Raw genomic sequence first — 19,455 nt, forward strand, 5'->3', positions numbered from 1 at the left:
ACGTAACCTGTGAAGGACGGCAGCCCGTGCGGACGGTGTCTGTCCGGGTGGCGTCCGGTTCTGTCCGGGCTGTACGGGGTGACCGGGGAACCGGTGTCGGGGTTGGGCAGAGAAGGGCGCGGCTGGAGGGCGGCTGACGTGGGCGAGTGGGACGCGGGACTGGAGGACGACGAAGAGACCGGGGCGGTGATGAGGACCGTCCAGCGTCAGTTGAGGCTGTGGCGGGAGTCGGCCGGGCTCACCCAGGCCGAGTTCGGGGCGGCCATCGGGTACGGGGAGGAGCAGGTCTCCTCCGTGGAACGTGGGCGGCGCATCCCCCGGCCCGAGTATCTGGACCGCGCGGACGAGATCCTGTCGGCGGGCGGCCGACTCGCGGCCCTGAAGGAGGACTTGGCGGAGGTCCGGTACCCGAAGAAGGTGCGGGACCTGAAGAGGCTGGAAGCGGACGCGATCGAGCTCGGCGCCTACAACAACTCCGTGATTCATGGCTTGTTGCAGACCGTGGAGTACACGCGGGCGATTTTCGACGCACGCCGACCACCGTTCACCGAGGACCAGGTGGAACAGCAGGTCGCGGCACGCTGTGCCCGTCAGAAGATCCTCGACCCGTCGACCGGACCGCGTGTCTTCAGTTTCGTTCAGTGCGAGTCGACGTTGCGCAGGCCCATCGGGGGCAGGATGGTGCTACGACAGCAGCTCGAACGGTTGTTGGAGGTAGGCCAGTTGCGCAACGTGGACCTTCAGGTCCTGCCACTCGCCCGCGAGGAGAACGCGGGAACCGACGGTTCGTTCAGGCTCCTCAAACTCAGGGACGGAGCCACCGTCGCGTTCAGCGAGGCACCTCTCAGCAGCCGGGTGATGACCGACCCCAAGGAAACGACGGTCCTCGACATCCGCTACGGAGTCCTTCGCGCGCAGGCTCTCAGCCCTCGGGAGTCGTCGGCCTTCATCGAGAAAGTACTGGGAGACACGAAGACATGACGCTCAAGGCCTCCGCGGCCGACGCCGGGCTGGAGTGGATAAAGAGCAGCTACAGCACGGCTGACGGCCCCGACTGCGTCGAAGCCGCCGCAACCCCGGACGGCATCCTCGTCCGAGACTCCAAGAACCCCGAGGGCCCCCGCCTCGCCCTCACAACGACCGCCTGGGCGGCCTTCCTGCCGTCCGTCTGACCGGCCGCACAACGAAGCACGCCCCGCCGTCTCCCAATGAGGGACAGCGGGGCGTGTGCGCTTCGAGCACGCGAGGCGGGTGCCGGGTCGTGGACCGCGTCACGCGCCCCCCGGCGTCAGGTGGTCCGGCGCCTCCGCGAGCCCGGACGGCGCTCGCTCGGCCGGGTCACCGGGTCCCCGGCGTCCAGCGCGGCGGCGCGGCGGCGCAGGCCGAACTCGGCCAGCGCCTCCGCCAGCTTGTGCACGGAGGGCTCCGGAGCCATCACGTCGACCCGCAGCCCGTGCTCCTCGGCCGTCTTGGCCGTCGCGGGACCGATGCAGGCGATCACCGTCACGTTGTGCGGCTTGCCGGCGATACCCACCAGGTTCCGCACGGTCGACGACGAGGTGAAGAGCACCGCGTCGAAGCCGCCGCCCTTGATCGCCTCGCGGGTGTCCGCCGGCGGCGGCGACGCGCGCACGGTGCGGTACGCCGTGACGTCGTCGACCTCCCAGCCCAGCTCGATGAGCCCGGCGACGAGGGTCTCCGTGGCGATGTCGGCCCGCGGCAGGAAGACGCGGTCGATCGGGTCGAAGACCGGGTCGTAGGGCGGCCAGTCCTCCAGCAGACCCGCGGCCGACTGCTCGCCGCTCGGCACCAGGTCCGGCTTCACGCCGAAGGCGACGAGCGCCTTCGCGGTCGACTCGCCGACCGCCGCGACCTTGATGCCCGCGAAGGCACGGGCGTCGAGCCCGTACTCCTCGAACTTCTCCCGCACGGCCTTGACCGCGTTCACCGAGGTGAAGGCGATCCACTCGTAGCGGCCCGTCACCAGGCCCTTGACCGCGCGCTCCATCTGCTGGGGGGTGCGCGGAGGTTCGACGGCGATCGTCGGCACCTCGTACGGCACGGCCCCGTACGACCGCAGCTGGTCGGAGAGCGACGCCGCCTGCTCCTTCGTACGCGGCACGAGCACCTTCCAGCCGAACAGCGGCTTGGACTCGAACCACGACAACTGGTCGCGCTGGGCGGCGGAGGAACGCTCACCGACCACGGCTATCACCGGGCGCCCGCCGTCCGGGGACGGCAGCACCTTCGCCTGCTTCAGCGTCTGCGCGATCGTGCCGAGGGTGGCCGACCAGGTGCGCTGACGGGTCGTCGTACCGGCGATCGTCACCGACATCGGGGTGTCGGGCTTGCGGCCGGAGGCCACCAGCTCGCCCGCGGCGGCGGCCACGGAGTCGAGCGTCGCCGACACCACGACGGTGCCGTCGGAGGCGCCGACCTCGGTCCAGCAGCGGTTGGACGCGGTCCGGGCGTCGACGAACCGTACGTCCGCGCCCTGCGCGTCCCGCAGTGGCACACCCGCGTAGGCGGGCACACCGACGGCGGCCGCGATGCCGGGCACGACCTCGAACGGAACGCCCGCGCGGGCGCAGGCCAGCATCTCCTCGGCGGCGTAGGTGTCGAGTCCGGGGTCACCGGACACCGCACGTACGACCCGCTTGCCGCCCCGCGCGGCCGTCATGACAAGATTGGCTGCGTCCCTCGACGCGGGGTCACCAACGGTTGTTGACGTGCTGTCAACAACCGTCAGCTGAGGCGTGCCTGTGCCCTGGTACGGAGCCGGCGAAGTATCCGGATCCGTGTTCAGAACGGCGACGCCTTGTCTGGCGTGAACGCGCACCACGTCGAGCACATCGTGCTCGGCGACGAGGACGTCCGCGTTCGCCAGCGCCTCTACGGCGCGCAGTGTCAGCAGCCCTGGATCTCCGGGTCCGGCACCCAGGAAGGTGACGTGCCCGTGGACCGGACCGGTGGGAAATTTGGTGGGGCTCACAGTGCTCGCTCCCCCATCAGACCGGCCGCGCCCTTGGCAAGCATCTCGGCAGCGAGTTCACGGCCGAGCGACATCGCTTGGTCATGTGTCTCGGGCACGGGACCGGTGGTGGACAGCTGCACCAGCGTCGAGCCGTCGGTCATGCCGACGACGCCGCGCAGGCGCATCTCCTTGACAACCTGCCCATCGTCCAGCAGGTCGGCGAACGCACCCACGGGTGCGCTGCAGCCGGCCTCCAGGGCGGCAAGCAGGGATCGCTCGGCGGTCACGGCGGCCCGGGTGAACGGGTCGTCGAGCTCTCCGAGCGCGGCGACGAGGTCCGCGTTGTCCGCGGCACACTCGATCGCCAGTGCCCCCTGGCCGGGGGCGGGCAGAACGGTGTCGACCGACAGGAAGTCGGTGACCTCGTCGATCCGGCCGATCCGGTTGAGTCCGGCGGCGGCGAGCACGACGGCGTCGAGCTCCCCGGCGTGGACGTACCCGATGCGGGTGTCTACGTTCCCTCGGATGGCGACCGTCTCGATCGTCATGCCGTGGTTGCGCGCGTACGCGTTCAGCTGGGCCATACGGCGCGGCGAGCCGGTTCCGACGCGGGCGCCGTCCGGCAGTTCCTCGAAGGTCAGCCCGTCGCGGGCGACGAGTACGTCGCGCGCGTCCTCGCGCACCGGCACGGCGGCCAGCGCGAGGCCCTCGGGCTGCGCGGTCGGCAGATCCTTGAGGGAGTGCACGGCGAAGTCGACCTCCCCGCGCACCAGTGCCTCCCGCAGCGCGGTCACGAAGACGCCCGTGCCGCCGATCTGCGCGAGGTTCTCGCGGGAAACGTCGCCGTACGTCGTGATCTCAACGAGCTCGACCGGCCGTCCGGTCACTTGGCTCACGGCGTCCGCCACCTGCCCGGACTGGGCCATGGCGAGTTTGCTGCGCCTGGTCCCGAGCCTCAAAGCCTGCTCACTCATGCTCGCCCTCGGTTCTTGGCGTTCTCGGTGTTGTTCTCGGCCCGCGAGACGGCGGCGACCGTCTCCGGGTCCAGGTCGAACAGGGTCCGCAGCGCGTCCGCGTACCCGGCACCGCCGGGCTCGGCGGCGAGTTGCTTGACCCGTACGGTCGGCGCGTGCAGCAGCTTGTCGACGACGCGCCGCACGGTCTGGGTGATCTCGCCACGCTGCTTGTCGTCGAGGTCCGGCAGCCGTCCGTCCAGCCGGGCGATCTCGTTCGCGACGACGTCGGCGGCCATGGCGCGCAGCGCCACGACGGTGGGAGTGATGTGCGCGGCCCGCTGGGCCGCGCCGAACGCGGCCACCTCGTCGGAGACGATCCGGCGGACCTGGTCCACGTCGGCGGCCATCGGCGCGTCCGCGGAGGCCTCGGCCAGCGACTCGATGTCGACGAGCCGCACACCGAGCAGCCGGTGCACGGCCGCGTCGATGTCACGGGGCATCGCGAGGTCGAGCAGCGCGAGCACCGGCGCGGGGCGGGGGGCCTCGACGACGGGTTCGGGCCTGCGGCGCTCGGGGACGCGGCCGACCGTGGCGACGGTGGCGGCCAGCGCGGTGATGAGGCCGGCGTCGGCGTCGGCCTCCTCGTCGGGCGTACGACGGCTGTCGCGGCGCTCGACGGTGCCGGTGCCCTTGTCCACCCAGGCCGCGTGCTGCTCCAGGGTGGTGGCGTCCATGCCGGCGACGGCCGCCTCGCCCATCACGGAGAAGCCGGTGGCGCCCTGCACGGCGGACAGGTCCAGCGGGCAGGCGTCCTCGGTGCCGACGCCGGCGGGCGCGAGGTGACCGGCCGGGCCGGCCGGCGTCTCGCGCAGGGCCGCGGGTGTTCCCGTACGGCCTTCGACGGCGGCCGCGACGGTCTCGGCCGTCAGGACGATCCCGGTCGCTCCGGTGCAGGAGACGGCGACGTCGGCACGTGTCAGCTCGACCGGCACCGAGTCCATCGGTACCGCGCGGGCCAGCACGTCCGTGTCGTCGCCGCCGTTGAGGATCTCGGCGAGGCGCTCGGCGCGGTCGGGGGTGCGGTTGGCGATCACTATCTCGCCCACGCCGGCGCGCGCGAGCGTCGCGGCGGCCAGCGAGGACATCGAGCCCGCGCCGATGACGAGGGCCCTCTTGCCCTTGGCCCAGGCCTCGACGGCCCGCCCGGCGGACAGCTGCTCCAGGCCGAAGGTGACCAGGGACTGTCCGGCGCGGTCGATGCCGGTCTCGGAGTGGGCGCGCTTGCCTACCCGCAGCGCCTGCTGGAACAGATCGTTGAGGAGGCGGCCCGCGGTGTGCAGTTCCTGCGCGGTGGCGAGCGCGTCCTTGATCTGGCCGAGGATCTGGCCCTCGCCGACGACCATCGAGTCCAGGCCGCAGGCCACCGAGAAGAGGTGGTGGACGGCCCGGTCCTCGTAGTGCACGTACAGATGGGGGGTGAGCTCCTCCAGCCCGACGCCGCTGTGCTGGGCGAGGAGCGTGGACAGCTCGGCCACGCCCGCGTGGAACTTGTCCACGTCGGCGTACAGCTCGATGCGGTTGCAGGTCGCGAGGACCGCGCCCTCGGTGGCCGGCTCGGCGGCGAGGGTGTCCTGGAGCAGCTTGACCTGGGCGTCCGCGGACAGCGCGGCCCGCTCCAGGACGCTGACCGGAGCGCTGCGGTGGCTCAGCCCGACGACGAGGAGACTCATGCCGGCATCACCGCGGGAACATCCCCGTCGGGCCCCTTGTCGTCGTTCTCCTGCGCGGCCCGGTCGGCGGCTCCGGCCTGCGCCTCGGCCTCCTCGCCGGCCTTGCGCTGCTCGTGGAAGGCGAGGATCTGCAGCTCGATGGAGAGGTCGACCTTGCGCACGTCGACGCCGTCCGGGACGGACAGGACGGTCGGCGCGAAGTTCAGGATGGAGGTGACTCCGGCGGCCACCAGTCGGTCGCAGACCTGCTGGGCGGCTCCGGCCGGGGTCGCGATGACACCGATCGAGACACCGTTCTCCTCGATGATCCGCTCCAGGTCGTCCGTGTGCTGGACCGGGATCCCGGCGACGGGCTTCCCGGCCATCGCGGGATCGGCGTCGATGAGTGCCGCCACGCGGAATCCGCGGGAGGCGAACCCTCCGTAATTGGCCAGCGCCGCACCGAGGTTGCCGATACCGACGATCACGACCGGCCAGTCCTGGGTGAGCCCCAGTTCGCGGGAGATCTGGTACACGAGATACTCGACGTCGTAGCCCACACCGCGAGTCCCGTAGGAGCCGAGGTAGGAGAAGTCCTTGCGCAGCTTGGCGGAGTTGACCCCCGCCGCAGCCGCGAGTTCCTCGGATGAGACCGTGGGTACCGAGCGTTCCGACAGTGCGGTGAGGGCTCGGAGGTACAGCGGAAGCCGGGCGACGGTGGCCTCGGGAATCCCTCGGCTGCGGGTCGCCGGTCGGTGAGTTCGGCCAGTTGCCACGGTGCTCCTGCGGGTAGCGCGGGGCTGCAGGCGGTCACACATACCTAGACCGCCCCGTCGAATGCAGGCTATGTCTTTGTGAACGCGTGCACAAAGACGGTGTCCGATTTGCCCGGCCAACGTGACCGGGGTCACGCATGCCCGGCGCGCTCGTACGGAACCGGCGCACGGGCGGCTACTTTCCGCACTCGAAGGGGGCAAAACCGCACACTCTCCTCAACGAATCCCGCCCCCGAGACCAATCGCCGTCGATCCTAGGCGACTTTCCCGGCCACCCGGACTGCTCCGGCAGGTCACAAGTCGGGACACATCACGGGCGCGGTGGACGTCCCCCCGCACGACTCACGGTGCGAGGGCTTTGCGAAGGCGTTCCTCGTCCACGCGCCAGAAGGTGTGCTGTGCGCCGTCCACCAGCACGACCGGGATCTGCTCCCAGTACTGGCGGTGCAGCTCCTCGTCCTCGGTGATGTCCTTCCCCTCCCAGGGGACCCCGAGATCGACACACACCTTCTCGATCACTTCCTGTGCGTCATCACACAGATGACACCCGGGCTTCCTGATCAACGTGACCAGTCGCTCCTCGGGCGCCTTCCTCTCCGTACGGCGGTCGCTGCGCCGGAACATGGGGCTCATACGCGCCATTCTCCCGCCCCGGACGCCTCGGCGGGCGCGCTCCGCGCTTTACGCGACGACGGGCCCTCGCAGGGGGCCGACGCGCCGCGGCGACGACGAATCGGAGCGGCCCTTTAACGGGACGGTCGCGGAGAGTTCACGGCGCCGAATCCTCTCGACTCCGGAAGCACCGAACAGACTGGCTATGCTCACGACATGGCCGCTCTCGGATGGCTCACTCCCCGTAGGCGCTCCGCCACCGCGCGGAGCGTGTTGGCAGGCGAGGCCTCGGCGGAGGCAGCGCGCAAGTCCTCGCAGGAACTGCAGGAACTGGAAGAACTGGCGCCTCCGGACGCCGTGGAGGAACCCGACTTCCCGGTGCTCGGCGACGACAAGGCCGCCGCCTTCTTCGACCTCGACAACACCGTGATGCAAGGTGCTGCCCTCTTCCACTTCGGACGGGGGCTGTACAAGCGGAAGTTCTTCGAGACCCGCGACCTCGCACGGTTCGCCTGGCAGCAGGCGTGGTTCAGACTGGCCGGTGTCGAGGACCCGGAGCACATGCAGGAAGCGCGTGACTCCGCGTTGTCGATCGTCAAGGGCCACCGGGTCTCCGAGCTGATGTCGATCGGCGAGGAGATCTACGACGAGTACATGGCCGAACGGATCTGGCCCGGGACCCGCGCGCTCGCCCAGGCGCACCTGGACGCCGGCCAGAAGGTGTGGCTCGTCACGGCGGCGCCGGTGGAGATCGCCACGGTGATCGCACGGCGGCTCGGCCTCACGGGCGCCCTGGGAACGGTCGCGGAATCGGTGGACGGGATCTACACCGGCAAGCTGGTCGGCGAACCCCTGCACGGTCCGGCGAAGGCGGAGGCCGTGCGGGCGCTGGCGTCCGCCGAGAGCCTGGACCTGTCCCGCTGCGCGGCGTACAGCGACTCGCACAACGACATCCCGATGCTCTCGCTGGTCGGACACCCGTACGCGATCAACCCGGACTCGAAACTGCGCAGGCACGCGCGGGACTTCGACTGGCGGCTGCGGGACTACCGCACCGCGCGCAAGGCCGCGAAGGTCGGGATTCCCGCAGCGGCCGGCGTGGGTGCGGTGGCCGGCGGCACGGCCGCCGCGATCGCGCTCCACCGTCGCCGCCGGTAACTCGCCTCTGGCGTTTCGCGGTTCGGGTCCGGCCGGTGGGCCAGGGCCGTGCCGGTGCGTCCGCCCGCATCCGAACGGATCCCACCGGCGTTTCGACGTGGGCGTCGGTGATGATCCGTCCGGCCTGCGGGCATCTGACGTACCGGCACGCCCCCTCCCGTGCGTACCCGGCCGCGGGCGCATTGTGGTGGCCCCCCTTTTCCTCCAGCCGGGGAAATTCAGCCCCTCCGGCGTTCGAGGAGCGGGGTCCGGGGCGGAGCCCCGGGTACGGGTCAGGTAAGGGCGGAGGGGGCGAAAACCTGTCCGGACCTGGGGTGGGGCCGTCGGCCGCGGGAGCAATCACATCGTCCTACCCACGCCCTGGGCGGCCCAGTCATGTCCGCCGCAGGCGGGCACAACACGCTCTGCACTCAGACGGAATCTGAACCGATCCGATCAACAAGCGGTCACCGTGCGGCGCTTGAACGGGCATCGATTCGCATCAGAAGCGACGTAATCGATGATTTTAGCAACTGGGTGTAGTGCTGCCTGTACGAAGCGTTATTCTCCTCAGACGCAAACCGGTACCCCTCCGTCGCCACGACGGGTGAAAGGTCCCGCACTGCACGTGATGGAAGCTCTGCCTCTGGGAGTCCCGTGTACTCACACGTCGGGGTTGACGCCTCGGGCCTGGCTACGCTGCGCGCAACGGTCCTGGACCGTCTGCGCGGCTTCGTCCCCACCGCGTACGCCGTCCCCGCCTTCGCCCTCCCCGCGCCCGTCGGACCTTGCTACGCCCTGGCCGACGGCAACGCGACGGTCGGCAGGCGGGGCCGCTCAGGCTCGGCCACCACCGCACGCCGTCCGGCCGCGGACAGTGACAGCGCCCGGATGATGGATCTCGTGGAGCGTGCCCAGGCCGGCGAGGCCGACGCCTTCGGACGGCTCTACGACCAGTACAGCGACACCGTGTACCGCTACATCTACTACCGGGTTGGAGGTAAGGCGACCGCCGAGGACCTCACGAGTGAGACCTTTCTGCGGGCGCTGCGACGGATCGGCACCTTCACCTGGCAGGGGCGCGACTTCGGCGCCTGGCTCGTGACCATCGCCCGGAATCTGGTGGCCGACCATTTCAAGTCCAGCCGCTTCCGGCTGGAAGTGACCACCGGCGAGATGCTCGACGCCAACGAGGTCGAGCGCTCCCCCGAGGACTCCGTCCTGGAGTCCCTTTCCAACGCCGCGCTCCTTGACGCCGTGCGACGGCTCAACCCTCAGCAGCAGGAGTGTGTGACGCTCCGCTTCCTCCAGGGGCTCTCGGTCGCCGAGACCGCCCGGGTGATGGGCAAGAACGAGGGCGCCATCAAGACCCTCCAGTACCGGGCCGTCCGCACCCTGGCCCGCCTCCTGCCCGACGACGTCCGCTGAACGCACATCCGACCGCGGTGGTCCGCACACTCGGTGACGCCCAACTCGCCTTCTGTAAAAGTCTGTTGACTTCGCGGTCGGATCATCCGTCGTCCGTAACCCAAGTGCCGTGACGCTCGTTGTGCGGGATACAGGCTCCCTGTGGTCACGCCTTGGCCATCGCCGATCACCCGATCGTGTGGATACGGCCAGGGCGTGCAACCCTCAGGACCCCCTGGGGAGTCGACCGTCATGACGAGAGGAGGTGCCGCCAGTGATCGCGAACGTATCGGCACACCGGCGGGCGGACGCCTTCGCCCAGGCCCTGGAGGAGTTCGACCAGGGCACGGCGGCCGAGCAGCCCGATGGGTCGGCACCGTCCCGGGCTGCTGCGGAACAGACCGGGCAAGGGCTGCTGTTGGCCCTCGCCGCCGGTCTCGGCGAGCTGCCCAAACCGGAGCTGGACCCCGAGGTCAAGATCGTGCAGCGAGCCCAGCTCGTCGCCGCGATGGAGGCCATGCTGCTGGAAGGCACCGCCGCCGGAGGCGAGGGTCCGGACCGTGCTCTGCCCGGGCAGCGGTCCCGGGCCAAGGGGACGCACCGGGCGACCGGACTGGGGAAGCTGCGGCCCCGGTCCCGGCTGTCCAAGGGGCTCGCGGCGGGCGGGCTCACCGTCGGTGTGGCCGTCGGCGCCTTCGGCGGTGTGGCCGCCGCGAGCACCGACGCCCTGCCCGGCGACTCGCTCTACGGGCTCAAGCGCGGCATGGAGGACATCGAACTGAGCCTGGCCCACGGCGACAGTGACCGGGGCGAGCTCTACCTCGACCAGGCCTCGACCCGCCTGAGCGAGGCCCGCCGGCTGATGGAGAGGGGCCGCTCGGGACACCTCGACCACGAGTCCCTGGGCGAGGTCCGGCGCGCCCTGTCCGGCATGCAGCACGACGCCACCGAGGGCCACCGGCTGCTGCACGAGGCGTACGAACGGGACGGCTCACTGGGCCCCATCCAGGCCCTGTCCGCCTTCTCCCGGTCGCACCGCGAGGCCTGGGGCGCACTGCGGGACCGGCTGCCCGTGCAGCTCGGCGACGTCAGTGACCAGGTCTCGTCGGCCTTCGAGGCCATAGACGAAGAGGTCGCCCCGCTGCGCTCACTGCTGCCCACGACACCCGCCCCCGAGGGCACCGGCCGTCACCGGGGCAGGAGCGAGGAGTCCACCGGCTCGCCCGGTACGGCCACCCCGTCGCCCAGCGCCACCGGCGCCTCCGCGAGCGGAAGCCACAGCAGCGGCAAGCCCAAGCCGTCCAGCTCGGGCAGCAGCGCCGAGGGCCTGCTCGGCGGCAACACCGGCGGCCTGCTCGACCCGCCGCTGAACGACGCCAGCTCCTCCCCGTCGGCCAACAGCAGCAAGGGCAGCGCGACGGGCGAACCGGACGTCACGCTGCCGCCCCTGCTGCCCGGTCTGCTGCCCGGCCTCGGCATCGACACACAGGACAGCGACTAAACACAGGACAGCGACCAACAGGCCACCGCGGTACGTCGATGGGGGCGCCCTCCTCGGGAAGGGCGCCCCCATCGGCGTACAGGCATATCAGGACATGATCAACAGAATCGTAACTGCATGATCAGAAAAACACGGACCTGCGCTGCACCAGCAGCTTGTACAGGGTGTGCTGGATCTGCTCCCTGACCTGGTCGGTCAGGTTGAACATCAGCATCGGGTCCTCGGCCGCCTCCGACGGATAGCCGTCCGTGCGGATCGGCTCGCCGAACTGGATCGTCCACTTGGTGGGCAGCGGGATCGCACCCAGCGGGCCCAGCCAGGGGAAGGTCGGGGTGATCGGGAAGTACGGGAATCCGAGCAGCCGCGCGAGGGTCTTCGCGTTGCCGATCATCGGGTAGATCTCCTCCGCGCCGACGATCGAGCACGGAATGATCGGAGTGCCCGCGCGCAGCGCCGTCGAGACGAAGCCGCCCCGGCCGAACCGCTGGAGCTTGTAGCGCTCGCTGAACGGCTTGCCGATGCCCTTGAAGCCCTCCGGCATCACCCCGACCAGTTCGCCGCGCTCCAGCAGCCGCTCGGCGTCCTCGGAGCAGGCAAGCGTGTGACCGGCCTTGCGGGCCAGCTCGTTGACGACCGGCAGCATGAAGACCAGATCGGCGGCGAGCAGCCGGAGATGGCGGTTCTCGGGGTGGTTGTCGTGGACGGCGACCTGCATCATCAGGCCGTCCAGCGGCAGGGTGCCCGAGTGGTTGGCGACGATCAGGGCGCCGCCCTTCGACGGAATGTTCTCGATGCCCTTCACCTCGACGCGGAAGTACTTCTCGTACATCGGCCGGATCAGCGACATCAGGACCTGGTCGGTCAGCTCCTGGTCGTACCCGAACTCGTCGATCTCGTAGTCGCCCGTGAGCCTGCGGCGCAGGAAGGCCAGGCCTCCCGCGATGCGCTGCTCCAGGCCGGCACCGCCCCGCTGGGGCTCTTGGGGCGGCTGTTCCTCATGCGTCACGGGAACATCATCCTGCGGGACGCTCCGTCCGGGCATGGGCTGGACCTCGCGTACCACCACGGGCTCACCCTTGCGCCGGCTCCCCGCGGCCCGGCGCCGCGGCGGGCGCTGCACGGCTGCCCCCCGCGAGCGGTCGTCGTCGAACGGAATGACCTTGGCGTCCGGCATCGTTGATGCGCTCCTCAGTTGGCGCTCTGCGTCGGGGGGTGGCCGCCACCCGGAAGGGACAGTGCGGCGATCCGGTCCACGACCCCCGCGACGGCCTCCGGGGGCAGGAGTCCGGGCCCCCTGCTGTGGGCGAAGTCCGCGAAGGTCTCCGCCGTCGTGTACTTCGGCTGGTAGCCCAGGGTTTCGCGCATCTGCACCGTCGCGACCACCCTGCCGTGCGTGAGCAGCCGCAGCTGCTCCGGCGAGAAGTCCGTCACACCCAGGGTACGCACGGCCGTACCGGCCCAGCTGAGGGCCGGCAGCAGCAGCGGGACGGTGGGCCGGCCCAGCCGTCGCGCGCACTGCGAGAGCAGCAGGACGCCGTCACCGGCGATGTTGAACGTGCCGCTGTTGAGCGTGCCCCGCTGCGGCTCGTGCGAGGCGAGCCGCAGCACCTCGATGACGTCGCCCTCGTGGACGAACTGGAGCCGGGGGTCGTAGCCGAACACCGTGGGCAGCACCGGCAGCGAGAAGTAGGAGGCGAGCGGCGAGTCCGCGCTCGGGCCGAGGATGTTGGCGAACCGCAGCACGCACACGGCGACATCGGGCCTGCGGCGCGCGAAGCCGCGCACGTAGCCCTCGACCTCGACCGTGTCCTTCGCGAAGCCGCCGCTGGGCAGCGACTTGGGCGAGGTGGTCTCGGTGAAGACCGCGGGGTCGCGCGGCGCCGAGCCGTAGACGTTCGTACTGGACTTCACGACGAGCCGCTTGACCGTCGGGGACTTCTGGCAGGCACCGAGCAGCTGCATCGTGCCGATGACGTTGGTCTCCTTGACCGTGGTCCGGCTGCCGGAGGCCAGCGCCGTCCCCGTCACGTCCATGTGCACGACCGTGTCGACGGAGTACTCGGCGAGCACCCGCGCGATGGTGGGCTGCCGGATGTCGGCCTGCACGAAGTCGGCGCCGCCGATGTGGTGCTCGGGGGGCACCGCGTCCACGGCGATCACCCGGTCCACTTGCGGGTCACGCTGGATCCGTCGTACGAACCGGCCCCCGAGCTGCCGGGCCACCCCGGTCACGAGCACGACCTTCCCCAAGATCAGCGCCTTCCTTCCAGAACTGGACGTAGCTCCGCTCGTACCTGCCGCGTTCCCCGTGTGCGGCCAACTTAGCGGGTCGATGTTGCGCTGTGATGACCGCCCGATGCACGAAGTGACGACAGTCGTGGACGTACCACCAGACCCAGCCATTCGGCCCACAGACGTATGCGGCGCACATGGCCGAACACGTTCGACATTCGAGCTTTCTTTCGGGGTACTTCTTGTCGGGCACCGCCTCGGCGGAGTCCTCCGTCGCCACCGCGGCGCCTCGGCCGGGACCTTCGCCACGGCCCGGCGGGCCTCGGCCCGCTCCTCGGTTTCCCGGCGGACTTCCCGGCCGACTCCTCGGCCGACCTCCGAGTGGCCGTTTCACGGCAGGATATGCCTGTGGCCTCCCACCTGCTGGTGGGAGGCCACAGTACGCGTTTCCGCGGCGTCGCTTACTTCTTGTTGCGACGCTGAACGCGAGTGCGCTTGAGCAGCTTGCGGTGCTTCTTCTTCGCCATCCGCTTGCGCCGCTTCTTGATAACAGAGCCCACGACTACCCTCGCTCACTTCTCTTTACTCGGTGCTGGGCTGCATGGGCCCACACGACCTATGAGGGGCCAGCCTACCCGTCCGAGAGCCGAGGTCGTAATCGAGGTGTTTCCGGGAGATCGCGAACGGTCTCCCGGAACGCCGTCAGGCGGTCTCCACCCCCACATAGCTCTCGCGGAGATACTCGTGAACCGCTTGCTCCGGCACCCGGAAGGACCTCCCCACCCGGATCGCCGGCAGATGACCGCTGTGCACCAAGCGGTACACGGTCATCTTCGACACTCGCATCACCGAGGCGACTTCCGCCACGGTAAGGAACTGAACCTCGTTCAGAGGCCTCTCGCCTGCAGCCATGACACACCTGAACCTTCCGCACTCGACGGTCACCGGCTTCCCCTTCCGGTGACTCTTCGTCGTTGCGTGCTCACTCCCCAATGTAGGGGCGGGTGATGCGAGTGGGGAAGAGGGGATGCCATCGGCCGCCTACTGTGACAGACACGCTCGATTGAGTACATAGCGAGTAAGCGGTCGGTAGTAATCAGACCGCACAGCGTCATCAAGCGGAACGACGACGGACACCAGCCCCTCTGCCTCCCCGACGAACAACGCGGGATCGTCCGTATCGGCGAGTCCGATGGCCTCGAACCCCAGCTGACCTGCTCCGCAGACCCATCCGTGGTCTCCGATCACCAGCTCCGGGAGGGGCCCTCCGGACTCGGCCGCGGCCGCCAGAACGGTCCGAACCGGGAGCGGTGAGTGGGTGTGTGCGCCGGTCGCACGACCGGCGGCTCCCGCCTCGGGTTCGCGCACCAGCGCGACACCTTGTACGTAGTCGAGGTTGTACGTGCGTAGACCGAACCGGGTCGTTATGTCGATAGAGCTACCCTGCGCGGGGGTGAGGACGGTACATCCCGCCGCCGACAGCGCGTCCGCGAGTGCGGCGTAGAAGGTGATCAGCCGGTGCGGATGACCCGTGCCCAGAAGCACAGGGTGACGATGACGGGCGGCCTCGCCGAGCCGTTCCGCGAAGGCGTCGAGAGCCGTCAGGGTCAGCTCCGGGTCGATCACATCATGCCCTGAAGTGTGCGAGGGGTCGGCCGAGACTCCACATTTGTCGGCCATCAACTCGATCAGATCCCGCTGGCACCAGGTCCATTCGGGATCGAGTCCGAGCAGCAGCCGGGGGTCGCGGGCGGCGAAGAGCCGATAGCTGCGCAGACTCTCCTCGCGCGAGGTGGCCACGGGCCCGGCCAGCCGGGCGGCCAGCAGATGCGCACGCAAAGCTCCGGTGCTCAACACGTCAGCGATGCTGACGCATACGTCGGCACCGTATGCGCAAAATGGGGAATATGCCCCACAGTTGGCCTAATGCTCCACCGTGACACCGATGGCGGGACGACAGCCGGGAGACCCACCCCCAGCGTCGAGAAAGCCACGGTCCCCACCGAGCGGCAGCACCTCCCGCCGTGAGGTCTACGGCAGGAGCCCCCGCAGCGGGAACACGGCCCGGCGTGTCGCCAGGACCGCCTGGTCGAGACGGTCCGCCGGGTCGTATCCCGACTCCCAGTCCTTCCAGGACACCGGCCACCGCCCGTCCGTCATCCGCCTCGGCGCCGACTGCCGTGTGCGGGCGAAGGCCTCCTGCCGCCAGCTCTCCGGGATCACCGTCTCGGGCTCGATGGGACGACCCGCCGCCACCGCCACGAGATGCGTCCACGAACGCGGTACGACCTCCACCACGGCGTACCCGCCGCCCCCCAGCGCGACCCAGCGCCCGTCGGCGTAGGTGTGCGCCAGGTCGTGACAGGCGACCTGCACGGCCCGCTGCGCGTCGAGCGAGACGGCGATGTGCGCGAGCGGGTCCTCGAAGTGGGTGTCCGCACCGTGCTGGGTGACCAGCACCTGCGGCCTGAAGTCGGCGATCAGCTCGGGCACCACGGAGTGGAAGGCCCGCAGCCAGCCCGCGTCCCCGGTGCCTGCCGGCAGCGCGACGTTGACGGCCGTGCCCTCCGCGCTGCCCGCCCCGGTCTCCTCGGGCCATCCGGTCCCCGGGAACAGCGTCCGCGGATGCTCGTGCAGCGAGATCGTCAGGACCCTCGGGTCCTCCCAGAAGGCCGCCTGGACGCCGTCACCGTGGTGCACGTCCACATCGACGTACGCGACCCGCTCGGCACCCAGTTCCAGCAGGCGGGCGATGGCGAGCGCGGCGTCGTTGTAGATGCAGAACCCGGACGCGCCGCCGGGCATCGCGTGGTGCAGCCCGCCGGCGAAGTTCACCGCGTGCAGCGCCTCCCCTCGCCACACCGCCTCCGCGGCCCCCACGGACTGCCCGGCGATCATCGCGGACACCTCGTGCATCCCGGTGAACGCGGGATCGTCCATGGTTCCGAGGCCGTACGAAGCGTCCGCCGACTCCGGATCCGCGGACGCGGCCCTGACCGCGTCCACGTAGTCCTCGCGGTGCACCAGCCGCAGGGTCGACGCCCCGGCGGGCTTCGCCGAGACGACGTCGACGTCCCGGTCGAGCCCGAAGGCGTCGACGAGTCCCCGGGTCAGGGCGAGCCGGACCGGATCCATCGGATGGTCCGGACCGAAGTCATACCCCGTTACCGCCTCGTCCCACATCAGCTGCGCGCGCCCGCTCATGCACGTCACCGTATCGGTCCGGTTCGGGAGCGAACGAGCGGGCGTACCCGAGAGTCGCCAGAACCAGCACCATCGGCACGAGCATGGCTCCGCGGTAGTTCCACGCGTCACCCAGCGCGCCCACCAGCGGGGAACCGATCAGGAACCCGACGTAGTTGAAGATGTTCAGCCGCGCGATCGCCTGGTCCGACACCCCCGGGAACAGCCTCCCGGCGGCCGCGAAGGTCTGCGGCACGATCACACACAGCCCGAGCCCCAGCAGCGTGAACCCCAGCATGCCCACACCCGCCCCCGGCGCGACGGCCACCACCCCGAACCCGAGCGCTGCGACCACGGCACCCAGCCGCACCACCGCGACGGCCCCGAACCGCCGCACCCCCAGGTCCCCGACAGCCCGTCCCACCAGCGTCATCACCATGTAGACGTTGTACGGAACGGTCGCCGTCTGCTCCGAACTGCCCAGCACGTCCTTCAGGTACTTCGCGCTCCAGTTGGAGACCGTCGAGTCCCCGATGTACGCGAACGTCATCACCAGGCACAGCGGCAGCAGCAGCTTGAAGACCAGCGGACCCGCACCCGCACGGGCCTCCTCGTCCTCCATGCCGTCACGGACCGCGCCGCCGTCGACGTACCACCGGCTCCCCACCAGGGCGAGCGGCAGCAGGATCAGCACGACCGGCAGATACGACACGAAGAGCGACATGTGCCAGTGCGCCCCGGCCCACGCGAGCGAGGCGCCCACGATCCCGCCCAGGCTGTACACGGCATGGAAGCCGAGCATGATGCTGCGCCCGTACGACCGCTGGAGGCTCACCCCGAGCATGTTCATGGAGGCGTCCAGCGCGCCGACCGCGAGGCCGAAGGCGGCCAGGGCGACCGCGACCTCGACGAGCTGGTCACCGGCGCCGACCCCGAGCAGGGCCAGCAGCACGACCGGCTGCGACCACCGCAGGACGCTGCTGGGGCGTATGCGCTTGACGAGGTGCTCGGTGGTGACGCTGCCCACCCCGGCGAGGACGGGGACGGCCGCCAGGAACGCGGGCAGCAGGGCGTCGGAGATCCCGTAGCGGTCCTGGATGGCCGGGATACGTGTCACGAGCAGCGCGAAGGCGGCACCCTGAGCGAAGAAGCTGAACGCCAAAGAGGCCCTACCGCGCCGCAGCACATCTGTCATGGCGGCGAGCGTAGGGCCCCGGCTTACCCGTGGGTAGATCAAGCCGAAGATGAATTTTGCTCAGCTCTTCGGAGAGGAGTCGTAGAGGGGTCGTAGAGGGGTCGTAGAGGGGTCGTAGAGGGGTCGTTCAGCCGTCCGTCCGGGCCCCGGCGGTGAGCTCCCGCTCCAGCATCCTCTCCATCGGGACGACCGCGAAGCGCGCGCTGAGCAGGAAGGCCAGGACCATCGAGGCGATCATGACGACCGTGCCGAGCCAGACCATCGTGTCGATCGGCAGCGTGTAGGCACCCACGACCCGCGCGACGCACTCACCGAGCAGGACCGTGCCCCACACCAGCGAGAAGGTCCGCTCGGCCTTCCGGAACCGCTCGGAACCGGCCGCCAGCCGGTCCCAGGCCGCGGCCCGCGCCGCGTCGCCCTTCACCAGGAACGGCTTCATCCCCTGCGTCATCATCGGCCGCCCGAGCTTCACGGACACCAGGACACCGATGCCGATCGCGCTGCTGACCCCGCTGTCCTTCGCCAGCATCAGCCGCGGGTCACCGGCGACCAGACTGAGGGCGAGCCCGACCACGTTGACGAACAGGATCAGCCCCGCCAGAGCGTTGACCTTGCGCTCCTCGACCACGCTCCACACGGTCCGCACGGCCGGAACGACGCTGCTCCAGCCGAGCGCCGCCATGGTGCTCATCCCGAACCCGTTCCTGAGCAGGTAGTACGACCCGACGGGCACCGCCACGTCCACGATCAGCGGCAGGAAGCTCGGCCGGGGGCCGGCTGTCTCCGCCGGTGCGGCCGTGGCCGTCGTGGTGACCTCCGGGGCAGCGGTGGCGGTCGGTCCGGTACTGATCCCGCCGGCGGTGATGCTCATGATCGGGTCCCCTCGTCGTCGCTGTGTACGTCCCGTTTCGATGTACTCAGCTTCGCGGTCCGACCCCACCCGCCGACAGAAACGATCGTCCGGAGCTCGGCATGACAAATGTCAGCGTCCGCCGATGGGTGCCGTCATACCAGCAGGTCAGCCAACTCCCCCATGTCGGAGAAGAGTTGGGTCGCGCCGGCCAGTCTGTCGGCCGGTGTCATGGCCGTGAACCCGTACACGTCCATCCCCGCCTCGTTGGCCGCCCGCACCCCCAGCGGACTGTCCTCGACGACCGCGCACTTCTCCGGTCGTACGCCCATGCGCTCCGCGGCGTGGAGAAAGAGATCGGGTGCCGGCTTGCCCCGCCCGACGTCCTGCGAGCTGAAGACCCGCCCGTCGTCGAACCACCGGTCGAGCCCCGTCGTCCGGTGCCCGACCCGGATCCGCTCATGACTCCCGGAGGAGGCCACGCAGTAGGGCACGCCGTCCGCGGTGAGCTTCTCCAGTACCTGCCCGGCACCGGGAACGGGCTTCAGTTCCCGCTCGAACGCGGCGAAGACCCGCGCGTGGAACACGTCGTCGAAGTCCTCCGGCAACCGCTGACCGGTGCGTTCCATGATCAGGTCGTGGATGCGGTGCATGGCGGAGCCCATGTAGTCACGCAGGGAGTCCTCGTACGAGGTGGGATGACCCAGCTCGGTGAGATATGCGGCCAGAAGGGTGTTGGAGATCGGCTCGCTGTCCACGAGGACGCCGTCGTTGTCGAAAATGATCAGGTCGTAGCGCATGACAAAGACCCTAAACGCAGAAAACCCCGAACGCAGAAAACCCCCGTGACCGGTTTCCCGGTACGGGGGTTTCTGTAATATTTGTTCGGCGGCGTCCTACTCTCCCACAGGGTCCCCCCTGCA

19 protein-coding genes are annotated in these 19,455 nt (G+C 69.9%); 5 read left to right on the top strand and 14 right to left on the bottom strand.

Translation table 11 applies throughout. The annotated features are described in order from the left end of the window. Positions 1-138: 138 nt before the first annotated feature. Together ACFYW8_RS29690 and ACFYW8_RS29695 are read left to right on the top strand one after the other, a co-directional pair. Positions 139-981: a helix-turn-helix transcriptional regulator gene (locus ACFYW8_RS29690; protein ID WP_389083312.1), complete on the top strand. Its 843-nt coding sequence runs from the start codon at positions 139-141 to the stop codon at positions 979-981. Continuing rightward, a complete protein-coding gene (locus tag ACFYW8_RS29695) occupies positions 978-1,172 on the top strand; it encodes a DUF397 domain-containing protein (RefSeq protein WP_389083317.1) in 195 nt (64 codons plus the stop codon). The genes ACFYW8_RS29690 and ACFYW8_RS29695 overlap by 4 nt, the downstream gene beginning before the upstream one ends. A 116-nt stretch (positions 1,173-1,288) precedes the next feature. Here the strand turns inward: ACFYW8_RS29695 and ACFYW8_RS29700 are convergent, their stop codons facing one another. The 5 genes from ACFYW8_RS29700 to ACFYW8_RS29720 all read right to left on the bottom strand — a co-directional run bounded on the left by ACFYW8_RS29700 (position 1,289) and on the right by ACFYW8_RS29720 (position 7,057). After that, on the bottom strand, positions 1,289-2,992 hold the full coding sequence (locus ACFYW8_RS29700) for a bifunctional uroporphyrinogen-III C-methyltransferase/uroporphyrinogen-III synthase (RefSeq protein WP_365882238.1): 1,704 nt from the start codon (positions 2,990-2,992) through the stop codon (positions 1,289-1,291). Next, positions 2,989-3,948 carry a hydroxymethylbilane synthase gene (gene hemC / locus ACFYW8_RS29705; RefSeq protein ID WP_389083324.1) on the bottom strand — a complete coding sequence of 320 codons (960 nt, stop codon included), beginning with the start codon at positions 3,946-3,948 and terminating at the stop codon, positions 2,989-2,991. Before hemC ends, ACFYW8_RS29700 begins: the two co-directional genes overlap by 4 nt. Continuing rightward, positions 3,945-5,660: a glutamyl-tRNA reductase gene (locus tag ACFYW8_RS29710; protein WP_389083327.1), complete on the bottom strand. Its 1,716-nt coding sequence runs from the start codon at positions 5,658-5,660 to the stop codon at positions 3,945-3,947. Before ACFYW8_RS29710 ends, hemC begins: the two co-directional genes overlap by 4 nt. Beyond that, on the bottom strand, positions 5,657-6,415 hold the full coding sequence (locus ACFYW8_RS29715; RefSeq protein ID WP_365882232.1) for a redox-sensing transcriptional repressor Rex: 759 nt from the start codon (positions 6,413-6,415) through the stop codon (positions 5,657-5,659). Before ACFYW8_RS29715 ends, ACFYW8_RS29710 begins: the two co-directional genes overlap by 4 nt. A 342-nt stretch (positions 6,416-6,757) precedes the next feature. Next, positions 6,758-7,057, bottom strand: coding sequence for a glutaredoxin family protein (locus ACFYW8_RS29720; RefSeq protein WP_389083334.1), 300 nt, complete (start codon positions 7,055-7,057; stop codon positions 6,758-6,760). Between the two features lie 186 nt (positions 7,058-7,243). On the opposite strand from ACFYW8_RS29720, the gene ACFYW8_RS29725 reads away from it, so the two are divergent. The 3 genes from ACFYW8_RS29725 to ACFYW8_RS29735 all read left to right on the top strand — a co-directional run bounded on the left by ACFYW8_RS29725 (position 7,244) and on the right by ACFYW8_RS29735 (position 11,072). Continuing rightward, a complete protein-coding gene (locus ACFYW8_RS29725; RefSeq protein ID WP_365882228.1) occupies positions 7,244-8,185 on the top strand; it encodes an HAD-IB family hydrolase in 942 nt (313 codons plus the stop codon). 636 nt (positions 8,186-8,821) lie between these two features. After that, positions 8,822-9,592, top strand: a complete 771-nt coding sequence (locus ACFYW8_RS29730; protein WP_103553010.1) for an ECF subfamily RNA polymerase sigma factor, BldN family — start codon at positions 8,822-8,824, stop codon at positions 9,590-9,592. 253 nt (positions 9,593-9,845) lie between these two features. Next, positions 9,846-11,072, top strand: a complete 1,227-nt coding sequence (locus tag ACFYW8_RS29735) for a DUF5667 domain-containing protein (RefSeq protein ID WP_389083344.1) — start codon at positions 9,846-9,848, stop codon at positions 11,070-11,072. A gap of 121 nt (positions 11,073-11,193) precedes the next feature. Here ACFYW8_RS29735 and ACFYW8_RS29740 read toward each other — a convergent pair whose 3' ends face one another. The 9 genes from ACFYW8_RS29740 to ACFYW8_RS29780 form a co-directional block, all read right to left on the bottom strand. Next, positions 11,194-12,246, bottom strand: a complete 1,053-nt coding sequence (locus tag ACFYW8_RS29740; RefSeq protein WP_365882223.1) for a lysophospholipid acyltransferase family protein — start codon at positions 12,244-12,246, stop codon at positions 11,194-11,196. A 14-nt stretch (positions 12,247-12,260) separates the two neighbouring features. Continuing rightward, positions 12,261-13,322, bottom strand: a complete 1,062-nt coding sequence (locus tag ACFYW8_RS29745; RefSeq protein ID WP_365882221.1) for an NAD-dependent epimerase/dehydratase family protein — start codon at positions 13,320-13,322, stop codon at positions 12,261-12,263. A 443-nt stretch (positions 13,323-13,765) separates the two neighbouring features. Beyond that, positions 13,766-13,864 carry a 30S ribosomal protein bS22 gene (locus tag ACFYW8_RS29750; protein WP_003948845.1) on the bottom strand — a complete coding sequence of 33 codons (99 nt, stop codon included), beginning with the start codon at positions 13,862-13,864 and terminating at the stop codon, positions 13,766-13,768. A 142-nt stretch (positions 13,865-14,006) separates the two neighbouring features. Continuing rightward, the gene (locus ACFYW8_RS29755) at positions 14,007-14,216 is read right to left on the bottom strand and encodes a helix-turn-helix domain-containing protein (protein ID WP_093781815.1); all 210 of its coding nucleotides are present in this window, start codon (positions 14,214-14,216) and stop codon (positions 14,007-14,009) included. A 129-nt stretch (positions 14,217-14,345) separates the two neighbouring features. Further along, complete coding sequence (locus ACFYW8_RS29760; RefSeq protein WP_365882219.1) at positions 14,346-15,161, bottom strand: phosphatase; 816 nt, start codon at positions 15,159-15,161, stop codon at positions 14,346-14,348. A gap of 174 nt (positions 15,162-15,335) precedes the next feature. After that, entirely contained in the window at positions 15,336-16,508 is a 1,173-nt protein-coding gene (locus ACFYW8_RS29765) for an acetoin utilization protein AcuC (RefSeq protein WP_389083359.1), read from the bottom strand. Then, positions 16,459-17,682, bottom strand: a complete 1,224-nt coding sequence (locus ACFYW8_RS29770; RefSeq protein ID WP_389083364.1) for an MFS transporter — start codon at positions 17,680-17,682, stop codon at positions 16,459-16,461. Before ACFYW8_RS29770 ends, ACFYW8_RS29765 begins: the two co-directional genes overlap by 50 nt. Before the next feature lie 127 nt (positions 17,683-17,809). Continuing rightward, positions 17,810-18,553, bottom strand: coding sequence for a VC0807 family protein (locus tag ACFYW8_RS29775; RefSeq protein ID WP_365882213.1), 744 nt, complete (start codon positions 18,551-18,553; stop codon positions 17,810-17,812). 134 nt (positions 18,554-18,687) lie between these two features. Further along, positions 18,688-19,332 (bottom strand): HAD family hydrolase, encoded by a 645-nt coding sequence (locus ACFYW8_RS29780; RefSeq protein WP_389083373.1) that lies wholly within the window; start codon positions 19,330-19,332, stop codon positions 18,688-18,690. Positions 19,333-19,455: the final 123 nt, after the last annotated feature.

Origin of the sequence: Streptomyces sp. NPDC002742 (genome assembly GCF_042888885.1) — a bacterium.
Lineage (GTDB): Bacteria > Actinomycetota > Actinomycetes > Streptomycetales > Streptomycetaceae > Streptomyces.

Bases quoted from the DNA above. Each gene is read 5' to 3' on its own strand.
- ACFYW8_RS29755 (WP_093781815.1), bottom strand. From the start codon at position 14,216: ATGGCTGCAGGCGAGAGGCCTCTGAACGAGGTTCAGTTCCTTACCGTG.
- ACFYW8_RS29740 (WP_365882223.1), bottom strand. From the start codon at position 12,246: ATGCCGGACGCCAAGGTCATTCCGTTCGACGACGACCGCTCGCGGGGG.
- ACFYW8_RS29765 (WP_389083359.1), bottom strand. From the start codon at position 16,508: ATGAGCGGGCGCGCGCAGCTGATGTGGGACGAGGCGGTAACGGGGTAT.
- ACFYW8_RS29720 (WP_389083334.1), bottom strand. From the start codon at position 7,057: ATGGCGCGTATGAGCCCCATGTTCCGGCGCAGCGACCGCCGTACGGAG.
- ACFYW8_RS29775 (WP_365882213.1), bottom strand. From the start codon at position 18,553: ATGAGCATCACCGCCGGCGGGATCAGTACCGGACCGACCGCCACCGCT.
- ACFYW8_RS29710 (WP_389083327.1), bottom strand. From the start codon at position 5,660: ATGAGTCTCCTCGTCGTCGGGCTGAGCCACCGCAGCGCTCCGGTCAGC.
- ACFYW8_RS29695 (WP_389083317.1), top strand. From the start codon at position 978: ATGACGCTCAAGGCCTCCGCGGCCGACGCCGGGCTGGAGTGGATAAAG.
- ACFYW8_RS29780 (WP_389083373.1), bottom strand. From the start codon at position 19,332: ATGCGCTACGACCTGATCATTTTCGACAACGACGGCGTCCTCGTGGAC.
- ACFYW8_RS29725 (WP_365882228.1), top strand. From the start codon at position 7,244: ATGGCCGCTCTCGGATGGCTCACTCCCCGTAGGCGCTCCGCCACCGCG.
- hemC (WP_389083324.1), bottom strand. From the start codon at position 3,948: ATGAGTGAGCAGGCTTTGAGGCTCGGGACCAGGCGCAGCAAACTCGCC.
- ACFYW8_RS29770 (WP_389083364.1), bottom strand. From the start codon at position 17,682: ATGACAGATGTGCTGCGGCGCGGTAGGGCCTCTTTGGCGTTCAGCTTC.